Here is a 15,720-nt window from a genome sequence, read left to right as displayed (position 1 = left end):
TGGATCGTCCCGGAGTTGTCGAGTGTGAAGCTGTTGACCCCATCTGCGGCGCCACCGATCTCGGCACCAAAGCCGGAGCCTTGGTTGCCAGCCCCGGCGTCGATGGAGCCGCTGTTGACGACGGAAAAGTCGTCTGCGGTGCCATCGGCATAGGCAGTACCATTGCGCTGATCAGCTGTACCAATGATCGAACCGGCGTTTTCGACGCTCAGGCCCGTTCCGTCGATGTTCAGCGCACGGCTGTCCGAGGATACGACGCCGCCCGCTTCGTTCACGAACGAACCGCCTGCGTGGTCGCCTGTCCCGAAGTAGACACCGTTTTGAACACCAGCGATCAAGCCCGTGTTGGACAGCTCGCCCTGGAAGTTGACGCCATTGACGACGCGAACACCTGCGACCGTTCCGTTGGCACCTTCGGACAGAATCTCGCCCGAGTTGGTGATGGTGGCATCAGTTGTGCCGGTGTTGCCAACATTGCCGATCCGTACACCGTCGCCTGCCGGGTTGTTGCCTGCTGGCGCATTGCCACGGCCCTGAATGATCCCGTCATTGTCCAGCGTGAACGTGTTGGCGCCATCCGCGGCGCCACCAATCTCGGCCCCAAAACCAGAGCCCTGGTTGCCTTCACCTGCATCGATTGTTCCGCTTGCGAGGTTGCGGACGCTGAAGTCATCCGCCGTACCATCGGCGTAAACAGTGCCGTTGCGCTGGTCATCTGTTCCCAGAATGTCGCCCGCGTTGGTCAGATCAACGCCGGTCCCATCGATGTTCACTGCGCGGCTGTCAGATTGGATCGTCCCGAAGTTCAGGATATCCAGATCATGCTCGGCTTCGCCGATATACAGACCATTGCGCACCCCTTCGATCACACCGGTGGATGTGTTCAGGATACGGCCTTCGGCTGCGGCGCCATCGGCGATACGGATACCTGCCGCTGTGCCGTTGTTGTTTTCGGACGAGATAAGGCCCGAGTTCACGATGTCCGTGTCAGACACTGTGCCTTCTGCGCCGTTGTTGATGCGGATACCGTCGCCCGCGCCGCCGGTGTTCGAGGCCGCTTGGCCGCGTCCTTGAACGGTGGCACCAAAGCCGTTGAAGACAGCGTTCGACACCACGTCGCCCACTTCGTCGCCGACCTGGAACGAAATGCCAGCGCCGTCGTTGCCTTCACCTGCGTCAATCGTACCGCCTGTGAAGTTCGAAATACTGACATCTTCTGCTGTCGCGTTGGTGTAGATGGTGCCGTTGCGCTGGTTGTCAGTGCCGACAATGTCGCCAAAGTTGCGAACGCTGATACCTTCGCCTTCGATCTCGACCGCGCGGCTATCGGACGAAATTACACCGCCGCGGAAGTTGTCGAGCGTGCCCGAACTGTCTGGACCGCTAAATTCAACACCATTCAACTCGCCCGCAATGCTGCCGAAGTTGCGAATGTCGGCGCTGGAGCCGTCAGTCACTTCGATGCCCGTGGCGTCTGGGCCATTGGCTTCGATGCTGCCTGTGCGGAAGTTGAAGACCTGAACGTCCTCGGCCTCGACCGAGACGGCGGACGGTGCGCCATTGGTTTCAACCTCGCCGAAGTTCAGGAACCGGGAAAGGTCGTTGTTCAGAACAAAAGCCGGGGTGTTGTCGACAACGGTACTTTGGAAAAAGCCATTGGTCAGTGTCTGTCCGTCGCGAACAGTTTCCTGGGCCAGTGACGAGGTCGTCAGCAATCTGGCACGCAGGCTTGCAAGTAGTTCGGAAAGCATGGGTGATCTCCGCTTGAGATTTGGTTGCTGCGGAGATCAGACCGAGACTGTGGCCTCTCCGCTGTTCAACCAAGTGCGGATGCGTGGGTGTATTGGAAATTCTTGGTCCGAATACCCTGTATAAGGATGAGAAATAGTCACGCCTGCCGTGAAGTGAGTGACCTCGATGATAAATAAAAGCAACGACTTAGACTGAAAACTGGCCGCGTAGAAATTAGTCGGTGACGCCATTTCACGAAACTGTTTGCGGAGTTTATCGGGCACACCCGGGATCAGCGCGCCTGGCATCCGAAGCCAGCACGCAGGAAACAGGCACTTTCGGATATGACCGGCACAATCCTTTCCGGACTTTCGTCATGCCGCGCGTCGCTGCGATAGAGCCGTGACCAACCGTCGTTGCTGCCTTGTGGGCTGCCCGCTTTACGCTTTCTGGAGGAGCACACGAAGCGGAACACAAAACCGCGCTAGATGAAAAGCGTGAGCCCAATCATGGAGACCACCAGGAACAAAACGGTCATAATCCCGCCGGAACGGACAAAATCTACAACACGGTAACCGGCCGGACCCATGATGAGCGCGTTGACCTGGTGTGTCGGGATCAGGAAGGAGTTGGAGGTCGAAATCGCGACCGTCAATGCAAAGACTGCCGGATCTCCTCCAGCCGAGATCGCAATGGAGATCGCCAAGGGGACAAGCAAAACAGTCGCACCAACGTTCGACATCACCAGTGTGAAGACCGTCGCCAGCACCGCCAGACCGGCCTGTAGAGACCAAAGCGGCCAGCCATCCAGCAGGGACAGGATTTGATCAGCGATCCACGCTGCCGTTCCGGTGTTTTGTACCGCAATCCCTAACGGGATCAGCGAAGCCAGCAAAAAAACCGTGCTCCAACTGACCGCATCATAGGCTTCATCAATCGACAGCACCCGCGACAAGATCATACCCACCGCACCCGCCAACAGACAAAGTGACAAAAGCAGGTCGGTGAACAAGATCAAACCGAGCGTCATCAAAAAGAAACCGAGCGCCCAGTTAACCTTGTGTGGACGCAATTCTTCCTGCGGGAAATCCGATGTCACAACGACAAAGTCCTGATCGGACTTGAGCCGAGTCAGGCGCTCCCATTGGACGTGAACCACCAGAGTGTCGCCTGCCTGAAGCTTTACTTCACCGATATGGGTGGCGACATGATCTTCGGTTTCAACATGGCTCAGCGTGTCCTCGCCGCGGTGGATTGCCAGAATTGACAACCCATGGGTTTGACGCAGGCGCAGTTCGATGGGCGAGTGGCCTATAACCGTCGAGCCCGGTGGAATGACGACTTCCGCAACACCGGATTCTGTCGCGGCAAAGTCATCCGCGAACACGTCCAGACCCGGGAGAATTTCCAAACCGTAGGGTTCTGCAAACTCATCATGCAACACCCGCCTCAGGCCCAGAACAGCCAAACGTGCGGGTGCCTCAATTGTGGTATCCGCCATTGGGGCGATGACCTTGTGACCCCGGTAAGACGTGCCGAGAATATAGATGTGGTGTGCGACCATGATATCGGCCAACGTCTGACCAATCAGGATTGACCCTTCGGGCACGCGCACTTCGAACATGTCAGCGCGCAGGCCATAGGTGTTTTCGACATATGTTTGCATCGACCGCGCGGCACCTGCGTCTTCGCCACGTCCTCGCCGACCGGGCAATATCCATCGGCCGAGAAACACAAAGTAGAGAACGCCGGTCAGGACCAACATCACGCCAATGGGCGTGACCGAAAACAGGCCGAATGGCTCCATCTGCTGATCGGCTGGCAAGGTGGGGTTCGCCGCAATCAGCAAATCGTTCAACAAGATCAGCGGAGAGGACCCGACCATCGTAATGGTCCCGCCAAGGATCGCACAGAACCCCATTGGCATGGCCAAACGGCTCATGGGTATTTCGGTCCGGGCGGATATGCGGCTGATGACGGGCAGGAACAATGCCGCCGCGCCAACGTTCTGCATGAAAGAACTGATGACACCGACAGTGCCCGAAACGATCGGGATAATCCGCGGCTCGGTTGTGCCGCCGCGTTTCAGTATCAGCGTGGCAACTTTGGACATCAGGCCGGTCTTATCCAGCCCAGCCCCGATGATCATAACAGCGACAATTGAGATGACCGCGTTTGAAGAGAACCCCGAAAAAAGCTCGGCCCGGTTTGAAAGGCTTTCCAACCCGGGCAAAGTGCTTAATGCGCCCAAGATCACCATGACAAGGATCGCGGCCAAGTCGATGCGGATGATCTCGGAGACAAACAGAAATACAGTGAAACCCAGTAGCCCCAAGACCACCATCATTTCTAACGTCAGAACCGTCGCTTCCATCGTTTCTCCCCGCTCCCGAGCTTAGCGGCGGTTTCACGATACGCATAGGGCCAGTCCTTCCGAGTTTTTTGACCAGTGATGATTTCGCGACGCCATTCTTTGCCAAGCAGTGATTGAAACAATTGTTGGCAGCGCTCCTTTATCCGCGTTGCGGTCCTTCAATCAGCAAAATGCAGCGCAGATAACCAACTCAGCTTTGGTAACTGCTGAATTGCCGCGGAATAGGATTGCGTTCCAGACCCGCAAGGAGCTGCCTTTGTTCACCTGCAAGCTCTCTAACTCCATTGGAAAGCCGCTTAACTTGCCTGTCCGAAGCGTTTTAAACAACTGCTCCATTGTCCAATCCCCTCTTCATTGATTAAAATGAAGTGCCAACCTATCTTCGTGTATGCGTTCAAAACTTCGCCATTTTCTGTGAGTTTCGTATCGGTACATTTTCCCGCCCGCGACGGACGGGAAAACCCACATGTTGAGTCGTTCCGTTTCGATCGGTCGGCAAGAACGACGTTGCACGACGTACGAATTCAGTAGAACAGCAGTAACCCACCTCATCTGACATGGGTGTCCGCAGACAATTGATCAAAGTCAACCAGCGCTGTCTTCGGTTCGTTATTGCGCCTGAGGTGTAGAGCAAATGGGGACGCCAAAAATGAAAACTCGGACACTGTTCATCAGTGGTCCGTTGCTCGTTATCGTGGCTGCCCTTTACCTTTTGACTTCTGTCGAGACAGAAAATCCGACAATCCCGCAACTGCAAAATCGACTTGCGCAATTGCCGCTTCTGCCCGCGTCCTCGAACACGTTGCCTGAAGGCTTCGCCTCGGGAACCTGCCGCTGCACTCTCGTTTCTCATGCAGGTCAATGCTGCCTCACAATGATCACGGCCATAGATCCACCATTGTGATGCGGAGGTTTTTCCGACCTAGCGCCGCCCCACCTGGCGGCATATCAGGATCACGGGCAAGAGGCCGACAGCGACGATAACAAGGCTCGGCACCGCCGCGCCGTTCAGCCGTTCGTCTGACGCCAGCCTGTACGCCTGCACCGCCAGCGTGTCGTAGTTGAACGGGCGCATGATCAGGGTGGCCGGCAGCTCTTTCATTACATCCACGAAAACGATCAGCAGGGCCGTCAGCAGACTGGGTGTCAGGATCGGCAAGTGTACCCGGCGCAGAGTGGCAAAGGGTCCCTTGCCCAGCGATCGGCTGGCCGCATCCATGTTGGCATGCACCAGCGCCTGTCCGCCCTCGTAGGCGCCAAGCGCGGCGGCGAGGAAACGGACCATATAGGCAAAGACCAAAAGCCAGATTGATCCGGTGATGAGCAACCCGGTCGAGATGTCGAAGGTCGCGCGCATCCAGGCATCCAGCGCATTGTCAAAGGCGGCGAAGGGCACCAGCAGACCGACGGCGATCACACCTCCGGGCACGGCATAGCCGAGCCGTGCAATGTAGGCCGCTGTGGTCGAGGACCGCCCCGGGCGGTTGCGCATGTAGTAACCCACCATAATGGCCGCCCCGAGCGTCAGGACCGCAGCGGTCGAGGCCAGAACAAGAGAATTGCGGATGAAGCCGAGGTAGCGCGTGCTGGTCAGCACCTGCTCAGACCCGAGGCCCATGTTGAACAGGGCGACGATGGGAAAGAGCGCACCGAAAAGCACGGGGATACCGCACAGCATGATGGCGGCCGCAGCCGACCAACCCGTCAGCTTGAGCGGTGGGTGGTGTCGTTGCCCGCGGCTGGGGTCATGATACTTGGCCTGCCCACGCTGCATCCGTTCAAGGATCGCCAACAGCAGCGCGAACGACAACAGGCAAAGCGCCAGTTGTGCGGCCCCGGCCCTGTCCCCCAATGAGAACCAGCTGGTGTAGATGCCAGTGGCAAAGGTCTGCACGCCGAAATAGGCGACAGTGCCGAAATCGGCGATCGTCTCCATCACGGCCAGCAGGACACCAGCGGCGATGGCAGGCCGTGCAAGCGGCAGGCTGACCCGAAAGAAGGCCACCAGCGGGCGTGAGCCAAGCGCGCGGGCGGCCATGAAAGTGGACCCGCTTTGCTGCAAGAACGCCGCGCGGCTGAGCAGGTAGACGTAGGGGTAGAGCACAAGCACGAGCATGGCCGCAGCCCCGCCAAGCGAGCGGATTTCGGGGAACCAGTAGTCTCGTGGGCCCCAACCCGTTAGGTCGCGCAAGGTGGTCTGCACGATCCCCGGGTGGTCAAGTATATGGGTGTAGGCGTAGGCCAGCACGTAAGCCGGGAAAGCCAGTGGCAAAACCAGCGCAATCTCGAACAGGCGCGCGCCGGGAAAGCGCGTCATTGTGACCAGCCACGCCGCTCCCACGCCGATGGCAAAGGTACCAAAGGACACAAGGATCACCAACAGGAGAGTATTGCCCGTGTAGCGCCACAGAACGGTCGAGAGCAGGTGCGTCAGCGTATCCGTCCCGCCCGTCAGGGCCGCAAGGGCCACAGCCAGCATGGGTAACAGGCAGATCAGCGCCACCATCCAACCCATGACAGGCAACACACGAGGTGTTGCGCCTTTAGGTGCGTCGAACTGGAAGAATGAGGTCAGCGCCACAGGACACCTTGCATCTACGGATGCGCCGTTATCTTACGTTTTCTATCGGGTTTCCAGCCCTTTGCAGTACCGGCAATATGTATAGCACCCGAGACATGCACCACATCTGATATGCTTCAGGCACACCAAGCAGGAGGAACTTGCTATGTCCTATATTGATGCCTTCATGGCTCCCGTGCGCGACGAAGACCGCGACACATATGTTGCGTGGCTCAAAGATCAGCACGCCGTATTCAAGGAATACGGTGCCGATGCGATTGTCGACGCATGGGAAGATAACGTGCCAGCGGGCGAAATCACGTCGATACACAAGGCCGTCGCCGTGAAAGAAGGGGAAAAAGTGGGCTTCGGCTGGATCATGTGGCCCGACAAGGACACACGGGATGCAGCCTGGGCCAAGGTCATGGATGACCCGCGCATGGCCCCCGACCAAAATCCCATGCCCTTTGACGGGCGGCGCATGATCTTTGGCGGCTTCGCACCCGTGCTGATCACGGACTAGTCGTAGCTGCGCTGATCCTCGATCACGAGACCATCCTTGGGCAGGGTGTTCGGGTCGTGTACTTCGATTGTGCCTTTGAGCTTGAGAGTGTCGACCACAGACTGTGAATAGGCAGCCTGATCCCCGCCGGGGCTTTCCAGCTGCACCGTCATTGTGTCCTGTTGACCTTCGCGCCGCGCAATGACGCGGGCGCGGGTGACCTCGGGGTGCTTGGCAACCAATGCGGCCACTTGTTCCGGGCGCACGAACATCCCCTTGATCTTGGTTGTCTGGTCGGCGCGACCCATCCAGCCCTTGATCCGCATGTTTGTGCGGCCACAAGGGCTGTTCCCGGGCATCACGGCGCTTAGGTCTCCCGTCGCAAAGCGAATCAACGGATAGTCGGGGTTGAGCGAGGTCACGACGACTTCGCCAACCTCACCCTCAGGCACGGGATCACCCGTACCAGGCGTAACGATTTCAACGACAACGCCTTCATCCACGATCATGCCTTCGAGGGCCGAGGATTCGTAAGCGATGTTGCCCAGATCCGCCGTGGCGTAGGATTGCATGCAGGTGATGCCGCGGTCTTTGTAGTGTTCGCGCAGTGAGGGGAATAGCGCACCGCCACCGACAGCAGCCTTCGTGATGCTAAGCGTCACGCCCATCTCATCCGCCTTGTCGAGGATGATTTTCAGGTAGTCCGGCGTCCCTGCATAGGCCGTCGTGCCCACATCCCGCGCGGCCGTGACTTGAAGTTCGGTCTGGCCAGTACCGGCGGGCAACACCTTGGCCCCTACGGAACGTGCTCCGTTTTCAAAGATCATGCCTGCAGGTGTCAGGTGATAGCCAAAGCAATTCTGCACCACGTCGCCCGGACCAATACCCGCCGCGTGCAGGAACCGGCCCATCCGCCACCAGTCATGGCTGATCCCACCCGGTTCGTAGATCGGTCCGGGAGATTGGAAGATTTGCGCGACATTGGACACCGGTATGCCACCAAAGGGCGGCTTTTCCGCCTGCCACTTGGCAAGCTCGGATTTCCGCAGCACTGGCAGGTGGGCCAGATCGTCCAGGTACTTGAGCTTGCCAATGTCGGGCAGGCAATTGCCAGCAGCCTCGGCCACGCGAGCCAGTTGCGCGTTTACCGCCTCAAGCTGGGCCGTATGACGCGCATCGGTCGAGCGTGTTTCCAGATCGTCGTAATACACTTTGTCCAGCATCTCTTTCATACCGCCCTGATCTGTTGTGGGCCCTTGACATCAAGGCGTTCGATTTCGCCCCGGACTTCCATCTCGAGCTTTACTGTCACGACATGCCACCCAAGCTTTCCCAAGTCGGCGAGCATTTGGGCATCCAGCCGTGCTTCCACCGCTGCATTCAGATCCTTGTAGAGGATCGGCCCACCGCCGAGTGCGTCCAATATCGCTGTCCGCACAGCATCGAACTTCCACGCCGGGATGTTCGTCACTCCATCGCGTCCTTCGGCGGGGGTGCGGCAGGCGACCTTGTCCATTTCAGTTGGCCAGAACAGTGAGTGGTTCGCCCTTACGCACGACAAAAGTGGTGATCGCCACCATCGGCGCGTCGCCCACATTGGTCAGACCGCCATGCACCTGTCCTTCGGGGAAGTAGAGCGGCGTTCCAACAGCGAACTCGACGATGTTGCCGTTGGGGGCCTCGGCACGCGCCGGGGTAACGACCACTGTATGTTCGTCACCAGGATGGGTGTGCAGTGGTATGGCTGCCCCGACCGGCACGGTCAGACGGAAAACAACCACTTCCATCGTGTCCGATCCCGGCACGGCAACGCGACGGATTTCTTCGCGTGCGATGTCCTGCGCCCAGGCGGTTCCCGCCATCAAGAGGGCTGCTACGGTAAGAACGAGTCGCTTCATGTCCAGACTCCCTTAGCTCAGCCACCGTTTGCGGCGGCGATAAGACCGCACGTCGCGGAAGGATTTGCGCCCTTCGTCCGACATGCCGAGATAGAATTCTTTCACGTCCGGATTCTCGCGCAACTCTGCGGCCGGGCCATCCATCACCACGCGCCCGGATTCGAGGATGTACCCATAATGCGCAAAGCGCAGGGCCACGTTTGTATTCTGCTCGGCAAGAAGGAAGGTCACGCCTTCATTCTCGTTCACCGATTTCACGATGCCGAAAATCTGTTCCACCAGCTGCGGTGCCAAACCCATCGATGGTTCATCCAGCAGGATGGTTTCGGGCCGGGACATGAGCGCGCGCCCGATGGCACACATCTGCTGCTCACCGCCTGAGGTGTAACCGGCCTGCGACTTCCGTCGCTCGCGCAGGCGCGGGAAATAGTTGTACACCATCTCAAGGTCCGCCACGATCGCGCCCTTGCCGTCGGTGCGGGTATAGGAGCCGGTCAGTAGGTTTTCTTCTACCGTCAGGTGCTCAAAGCAGTGACGGCCTTCCATCACCTGCACCACACCGCGCTTGACCAGATCCGCCGGGTCCTTCTCGGCGGTGTTTTCACCGTGATAGAGGATGGATCCCTTGGTCACTTCACCGCGTTCAGACGCCAGCAGACCCGAAATGGCTTTCAAAGTGGTGGTCTTGCCCGCCCCGTTGCCACCCAGCAACGCGGTGATGCCACCCTTGGGCACCTTAAGGCTCACGCCTTTCAGCACGAGGATCACGTGGTTGTAGATCACCTCGATATTGTTGACCTCAAGAACGGTTTCGGTCTGTGCCTGGGCATCCAGCATGTGCCACCTGTCCTGTCAAAATTCTCATGGATCCCAGCGGCGACGGATGCCGCCGCCGGGTTACAGGCTTAGCAGCCCGCTTCGATGTTGTTCTCGCTGGCGTAGGACGCGCTGTCTTCGTCGATCAGCGGTTGGATCACATCCATGTCAGTCGCTGCGAATTCAGAGATCAGCGACCATGTGCCCGCGGAGGCATCCCACTGGGTCATACCGATCAGACCAGGGCCACCGTGGTTTCCACAGGACACGTTGAAGGACGGACCAAAGCCCGGCAGACCCAGTTCGGTCATCTTGGCTTCGGTGATTTCCAGCGCTTCCATGCCGTCACGCATCATTGCAGGCGTGATCTCGGCAGTGCCGTGGATTTCCTGCGCGGTCTTGGCCGCTTCGGCCGCCAACATCGCGGCATAGAGACCCCGGTTGTAAAGTACCGTACCGATCTGATCACCGGCACCAGCTGCCTTGCCCGCATCCACAACATATTTCTGGATGTCGTCAAAGACGGGGAAGTCGCTGCCCACACCGTGGAACGTCAGCGCCTTGTAGCCATTGGCCGCGTCACCCGCAGGCAGCACGTCATTTTCAGAACCCGACCACCAGATGCCGATAAAGTTTTCCATCGGATACCGGATGTTGGCCGCTTCCTGGATCGCCACCTGGTTCATGACACCCCAGCCATACATGATGACATTGTCGGGACGCTCACGGCGGATTTGCAGCCACTGCGACTTCTGCTCCTGACCGGGGTGATCCACGGCCACCAGCATCAACTCAAAGCCATGCTTCTCCGACAGCTCTTCAAGCGTGCGGATCGGCTCTTTACCATAGGCGGAGTTATGGTAGACCAGCGCGATCTTCTTGCCCGCGATGTCGCCTTGGCTCATCAGGTAGTTGATCGCACCCGAGGCACCGTTCCAGTAGTTGGCGGGGTAGTTGAACGTGTGGCTGAACACTTCGCCGTTCGCCGCAGAGGTCCGGCCATAGCCCATGGTGTGCATGGGGATGTTGTCAGCCGTCGTCTTGGGGATCAGCTGGTAGGTGATGCCGGTCGACAGCGGTTGGTAAACCAGAGAACCTTCGCCCTTGGTCGACTCGTAGCATTCCACACCTTTCTCGGTGTTGTAGCCCGTCTCGCATTCCAGCACGCGCGTGGCCACGCCACCGATCCCGCCGTCACGTTCGTTCAACAGCGTGAAATAGTCCGCATACCCATCGGCAAAGGGGATGCCCCCCGCCGCGTATGGGCCAGTCCGGTAGCTGAGCGACGGGAACACGAGGTCCGCCATCACCGGGCTTGCCGCCATCATGGCTGCGACGGCGTAGGTGCCTAGTTTGTATTTCATCGGTAATTCCTCCCTAGTGGTTGTCCGATGCGAGCCCTGAGGCCCATCCATAGGGCGGGGTTCACCCCGCCATTCTTGGTGGCCCCCGTCAGTGCGGGAATGGCCACAATCTCAATTTCTCCTTGGCAACACGCCACAGCTGCGCCAGCCCGTGCGGTTCAAGGATCAGGAACATGATGATCAGCCCGCCCACGATGACAAGTTGGAAGTGGGCAACAATGTCCGTCGGCCAGCCCATCAGGTCCACACCTACGATCTTGAGCACCACAGGCAGCACCACAAGGAACGCAGCACCAGCAAAGGAGCCAAAGATCGACCCAAGGCCTCCGATGATGATCATGAATAGAACCAGGAAAGACTTGGTGATGCCGAACACCTCGCCCACCTCAACCGCGCCCAGATAGACGGCAAAGAACAGTGCGCCAGAGACGCCCACAAAGAAGGACGAAACGGCAAAGGCCGTCAGTTTGGCCTTTAATGGGTTCACCCCGATGATCTCTGCCGCAATGTCCATGTCACGGATGGCCATCCATTCGCGTCCCACGGACCCACGTGTCAGATTGCGGGCGATGATGGCTGCACCCACGGTGAAGACGAGGCAAAACAGGTATGTGGCCCACGCTTCCGTGTTGGGTCCGGTGACCTCAATGCCAAAAACAGTCCGTTCGGGCGCGTTGATTTGGCCCGATGCCGAGTAGTTGTAGAACCATGACACCTTGTTGAAGAGCCAAACAAGGAAGAACTGCGCCGCCAACGTGGCCACGGCCAGGTAGAACCCCTTGATCCGCAAACTAGGCAAACCAAAGGCCGTGCCGACCAGCGCCGTAATGCCCCCCGCGAGGATCACGTGGAAAAAGATGTTCACGTCCGGAAAGGCGGTCATCAGCTTGTAGCAAGCATAAGCCCCAACAGCCATGAACCCGCCCGTGCCCAGCGATACTTGCCCGCAATAGCCGGTCAGGATGTTTAGTCCAATGGCCGCGATGGCGTAGATCAAAAAGGGCAAAAAGATAGAATTGACCAGATAATCCGTCATCACGAAGGGCATGACCAACACGGCCACGGCCAGCACAAAGTAGTACCGATAGCGGTCGAACTTGATCGGGAAGGTCTGGCTATCCTGCGGATATGTCGTCGAAAAATCGCCCGCCTCTCGATAGAACATCAGATGCGTCCTCCCATTGCGCGCATGGTGAATGCGGCTTTAACCACATTGCCGGGTTTCTGCGTTTTGCCACATTTCCCCCCCGATCCCATGACACTCTGACCATGGGAAAATGGAGTGGGATCTATGACCGCGATACTTGACGACATCCGTCGTCTGGATGCCGCGCATGCGCGGGGTGAAATTAATGCTGTCGATCTTGCGGCGGCCAAGGCCAAGCTATTCGAGTCCGTACCGGATGCGGATGAGGTTGCTGTCCATACAAGCGCAGGGGCCGCACGACGCCGCCCTCCTGCACCACGGCTCGGGCCAACGCTGCTGCTGTGCATCTTTGTGCTGACATTATGCGCAGGCTCGACATTGCTGCTGACCGGCGACCTCATGCTGGCGATGACATTGTCCATCACGGTGTTGGCCGCGGTGACGGTGACACTGTACCGGCAGTTGGATGGGTAGCCACGATTTGCCTCACACACGCTCAATGATCTTCTCCCCAAACAGGCCCTGCGGGCGGAACACGAGGAAGATCAGCGCAAGCACATAGGCAAACCAGTTCTCGGTCGCGTTCATGGTAAAGCCAAAGAGTGCGCCCGCCAGATCACCAGAGGACATAAAGAACTCGAACAGCTTCTCACCGACACCGATGATCAGACCGCCCACGATCGCGCCGGGGATGGATGTGAACCCACCCAGCATAAGCACTGGCAGCGCCTTGAGCGCGATTAGCGACAGCGAAAACTGCACGCCCGATTTCGCACCCCACATGATGCCAGCGACAAGTGCCACAAAGCCGGCAACCGACCACACCAGAATCCAGATGTAGTTGAGCGACACGCCGACGGACAACGCCGCCTGGTGGTCATCCGCGACCGCTCGCATGGCCCGCCCCTGCTTGGTGTATTGCGAAAAGATCACCAACGCCGTCACCAGCAGGATCGCAATGATCGTCGCCGTGATGTCCAGATTGTCGATGAAGAACCCGTAGCCAAACAGGTTGAACGTCGCCTCATCAATGGCAAGGTTGATGCCCTGCGGCAGGCATGTCCCTTCGGCCAGACAGACGTCCAGCTTCTTGATTTCGGACCCCCACATCAGGTCTGCGACGCCTTCGAGCAGATAGGCCAGACCGATGGTCGCCATGAACAGGATAATCGGCTCTTGCCCCACGAGATGCTTGAAGATGAAGCGTTGCACCATCCAAGCCAGCAGGATCATCACCACCACCGTCAAAAGGATGGCGACCACTGAATGTACGTGCCATCCAAAGTGGTGAATCTTGGTTCCGAAAATTGCGTTGATCAGATGCGCGAAGGGTACCTGCCCCGACTGGATACCCACCAGCGTCATGGCTGCGAAAAGCGCCATGACCCCTTGGGCAAAGTTGAAGATGCCAGACGCCTTGAAGATCAGGACAAAACCCAGCGCCACAAGGGCATAGAGCACCCCGGCCATCAGACCGTTGAGGAACACCTCGCTGGCATAGATCAGTTGGTCAGACACGATTTACCCTTTCCATCCCATAGAGGTACAAAACGCAGCCGCGGCCGGTCCGGTCGTTGCGGCGAACACCACCCGATCCCCATCACCTGCGTTGAACAAGAAATACACATCCGGTGTCTCGGCCGTGCAATTGGCATAGGCGCGTTGCGGTGGCGGGAACTTGAGTTCGACTAGTCCATTTGAACGCAGACGCGCATCCGCTCCAATCCAGCCGGTGACATTGAATTGCGGCCACTGGGGCGCTTTTGGCCCCGCCCCGCTGCATGTCCAACTGCCCGGCGTTGTCGAGTTGCCCTTGGAATATCCAAACCCAACGGCAAAATCGAAATTCCCGCCCGAACCCTGCGGATAAACCACAGTCGCGCTTGTGCCACCCTCGTCCTCATCCAGCGCAGCCGGTGCCGTTTGAAAGCTCCATGGCACAACCGGCTTTGCCGTGATGTAGCGGGCACATTCTCCAAGCCCCGCGTCAAATGCCGCCTGCTCCTGCGCCGTGGCAAGGTGAGGCATGGCAAGCAACGCCGCGATACATGCGATTGCCCTCATTTCAACGCAACCCCCATCAAATCAGCCGTGTGATCGCGAAGCGGTTGGTAACTCACCCGCAGACGGGTCAGCCCTTCGAATGTCAGGTTCCAGTTCAGGGTGATCTCGGTCACGCGCCCATCGCGGCGTGGGGCCGCGAGAAATGCGGCGGCAAACGCACGATCCATGGTCACTCGGCTCACGGGTTCAAAGGCGGTTGTCGACACGAACCGGGCACCGGCCCCGCCTCGCCATTCGTTGAACGCCATCAGCAACTCGGAATAACTGAACCCATGGCTGATGATCTCGCAGGCGGGTTCGTCATACATGAACACCACCAGCGTGTTGGGCAGATCCGTTTCCTGATAGCCCAGCGCATAAGAATTCAGTGTGCTTTCAAAGTACCGGCGGAACGTGCGCGGAATCGGCATGATGTCTCGTGGCGACAGGCTGGCCGGATCCTCCAGATAGGTCAGGCATTGCGCTTCGATCACGTCGCAGAGCCCCGCCATGCGAGGCTGAGACGGATCACAAATCGCAGGCTCACTCGCCAGCGCAGGGCCAGCCCAGAGGGCGGCACATATGGCCAACAGCCTAGCTCTCAAGATCAGTCTCCACGACGCGGAACGCACCATCGTCGATGCGAACCATGACTCGCGGTTCGATCCATTCGTTGCTCACCAACCAATCGGCTTCACGCACATAACGACCCGAAGCAACTTGCGCAGACACCCAATCCTCGGCCATGGCATCCACGGCCGCCTCTGGCACCTCAACGGCGCACGCTCGATCGCCCAGTGCAGGTGCCGCATCCAGCAACAAGGTGAACGCATCCGCAGCGTAGACCCGGATCGCATCATGCATCTGGTCCGCTGGCTGTTCGGCCAAATCGTCTACAATGGGCGATGTTTGATGCTCAAATGGATCAAGACACCGCGCCACAAAGGCATCCCATCCCGGCCCAGCCAGCGCCACACCCGGCAAAAGCGTTGCGCAAAGCGCCAGAACACAGTGCGTTGGCAGTGCACAGGGGGTGTCCGCGCGATGTACGCGGGGTGACACCCTGTTGCCGGGGGTCCATTCAGTCATGCGACACCCCAAGATAGGCGTCGATCACATCCTGATTGTTGCGCACATCGTCTGGTGAGCCGTCCCCAATCTTCTTGCCATAGTCCATGACAACCACCCGGTCGGACAGGTCCATCACCACACCCATATCGTGTTCGATCAGCGCAATGGTCGTCCCGAACTCATCATTCACGTCGAGGATGAAGCGGCTCATGTC

General features: G+C 58.6%; 16 protein-coding genes. 2 read left to right on the top strand and 14 right to left on the bottom strand.

What is annotated here, in order from left to right; all coding sequences use genetic code 11:
* The 3 genes from AC6RA8_RS14815 to AC6RA8_RS14805 form a co-directional block, all read right to left on the bottom strand.
* A partial coding sequence (locus AC6RA8_RS14815) for a beta strand repeat-containing protein (protein ID WP_500353501.1) occupies nt 1-1,751 on the bottom strand: 1,751 nt, incomplete at its 3' end.
* 464 nt (nt 1,752-2,215) lie between these two features.
* Nucleotides 2,216-4,105, bottom strand: coding sequence for an SLC13 family permease (locus tag AC6RA8_RS14810; protein WP_500353500.1), 1,890 nt, complete (start codon nt 4,103-4,105; stop codon nt 2,216-2,218).
* A gap of 922 nt (nt 4,106-5,027) precedes the next feature.
* The gene (locus tag AC6RA8_RS14805; protein WP_500353504.1) at nt 5,028-6,632 is read right to left on the bottom strand and encodes an ABC transporter permease; all 1,605 of its coding nucleotides are present in this window, start codon (nt 6,630-6,632) and stop codon (nt 5,028-5,030) included.
* A gap of 199 nt (nt 6,633-6,831) precedes the next feature.
* Here AC6RA8_RS14805 and AC6RA8_RS14800 point away from each other — a divergent pair, with 199 nt between their 5' ends.
* Nucleotides 6,832-7,188, top strand: coding sequence for a DUF1428 domain-containing protein (locus tag AC6RA8_RS14800; RefSeq protein ID WP_500353499.1), 357 nt, complete (start codon nt 6,832-6,834; stop codon nt 7,186-7,188).
* On the opposite strand, the gene AC6RA8_RS14795 is transcribed toward AC6RA8_RS14800, so the two are convergent.
* From AC6RA8_RS14795 to AC6RA8_RS14770, 6 genes are all read right to left on the bottom strand, one after another.
* The gene (locus AC6RA8_RS14795; protein ID WP_500353498.1) at nt 7,185-8,399 is read right to left on the bottom strand and encodes a phenylacetate--CoA ligase family protein; all 1,215 of its coding nucleotides are present in this window, start codon (nt 8,397-8,399) and stop codon (nt 7,185-7,187) included. The two genes, AC6RA8_RS14800 and AC6RA8_RS14795, sit on opposite strands and share 4 nt — an antisense overlap.
* Nucleotides 8,396-8,683 carry a DUF6958 family protein gene (locus AC6RA8_RS14790; protein ID WP_500353497.1) on the bottom strand — a complete coding sequence of 96 codons (288 nt, stop codon included), beginning with the start codon at nt 8,681-8,683 and terminating at the stop codon, nt 8,396-8,398. Before AC6RA8_RS14790 ends, AC6RA8_RS14795 begins: the two co-directional genes overlap by 4 nt.
* A gap of 1 nt (nt 8,684) precedes the next feature.
* Nucleotides 8,685-9,065: a cupin domain-containing protein gene (locus AC6RA8_RS14785; RefSeq protein ID WP_500353496.1), complete on the bottom strand. Its 381-nt coding sequence runs from the start codon at nt 9,063-9,065 to the stop codon at nt 8,685-8,687.
* 12 nt (nt 9,066-9,077) lie between these two features.
* Nucleotides 9,078-9,902: an ABC transporter ATP-binding protein gene (locus tag AC6RA8_RS14780; protein WP_500353495.1), complete on the bottom strand. Its 825-nt coding sequence runs from the start codon at nt 9,900-9,902 to the stop codon at nt 9,078-9,080.
* A 68-nt stretch (nt 9,903-9,970) separates the two neighbouring features.
* Complete coding sequence (locus tag AC6RA8_RS14775) at nt 9,971-11,245, bottom strand: ABC transporter substrate-binding protein (protein WP_500353494.1); 1,275 nt, start codon at nt 11,243-11,245, stop codon at nt 9,971-9,973.
* Between the two features lie 88 nt (nt 11,246-11,333).
* Entirely contained in the window at nt 11,334-12,410 is a 1,077-nt protein-coding gene (locus tag AC6RA8_RS14770) for a branched-chain amino acid ABC transporter permease (protein WP_500353493.1), read from the bottom strand.
* A 126-nt stretch (nt 12,411-12,536) separates the two neighbouring features.
* On the opposite strand from AC6RA8_RS14770, the gene AC6RA8_RS14765 reads away from it, so the two are divergent.
* Nucleotides 12,537-12,866, top strand: a complete 330-nt coding sequence (locus AC6RA8_RS14765) for an SHOCT domain-containing protein (protein ID WP_299203806.1) — start codon at nt 12,537-12,539, stop codon at nt 12,864-12,866.
* 12 nt (nt 12,867-12,878) lie between these two features.
* Here AC6RA8_RS14765 and AC6RA8_RS14760 read toward each other — a convergent pair whose 3' ends face one another.
* The 5 genes from AC6RA8_RS14760 to AC6RA8_RS14740 all read right to left on the bottom strand — a co-directional run.
* Nucleotides 12,879-13,910, bottom strand: a complete 1,032-nt coding sequence (locus AC6RA8_RS14760) for a branched-chain amino acid ABC transporter permease (protein ID WP_500353492.1) — start codon at nt 13,908-13,910, stop codon at nt 12,879-12,881.
* A gap of 3 nt (nt 13,911-13,913) precedes the next feature.
* Entirely contained in the window at nt 13,914-14,456 is a 543-nt protein-coding gene (locus AC6RA8_RS14755) for a hypothetical protein (protein WP_500353491.1), read from the bottom strand.
* Entirely contained in the window at nt 14,453-14,947 is a 495-nt protein-coding gene (locus AC6RA8_RS14750; RefSeq protein WP_500353490.1) for a hypothetical protein, read from the bottom strand. Before AC6RA8_RS14750 ends, AC6RA8_RS14755 begins: the two co-directional genes overlap by 4 nt.
* 82 nt (nt 14,948-15,029) lie before the next feature.
* On the bottom strand, nt 15,030-15,524 hold the full coding sequence (locus AC6RA8_RS14745) for a hypothetical protein (protein ID WP_500353489.1): 495 nt from the start codon (nt 15,522-15,524) through the stop codon (nt 15,030-15,032).
* A partial coding sequence (locus tag AC6RA8_RS14740) for an ABC transporter ATP-binding protein C-terminal domain-containing protein (protein WP_500353488.1) occupies nt 15,517-15,720 on the bottom strand: 204 nt, incomplete at its 5' end. The genes AC6RA8_RS14745 and AC6RA8_RS14740, both read right to left, overlap by 8 nt.

Source organism: Tateyamaria sp. (assembly GCF_059783535.1).
This window is presented reverse-complemented; position numbering and strand designations above follow the sequence as displayed.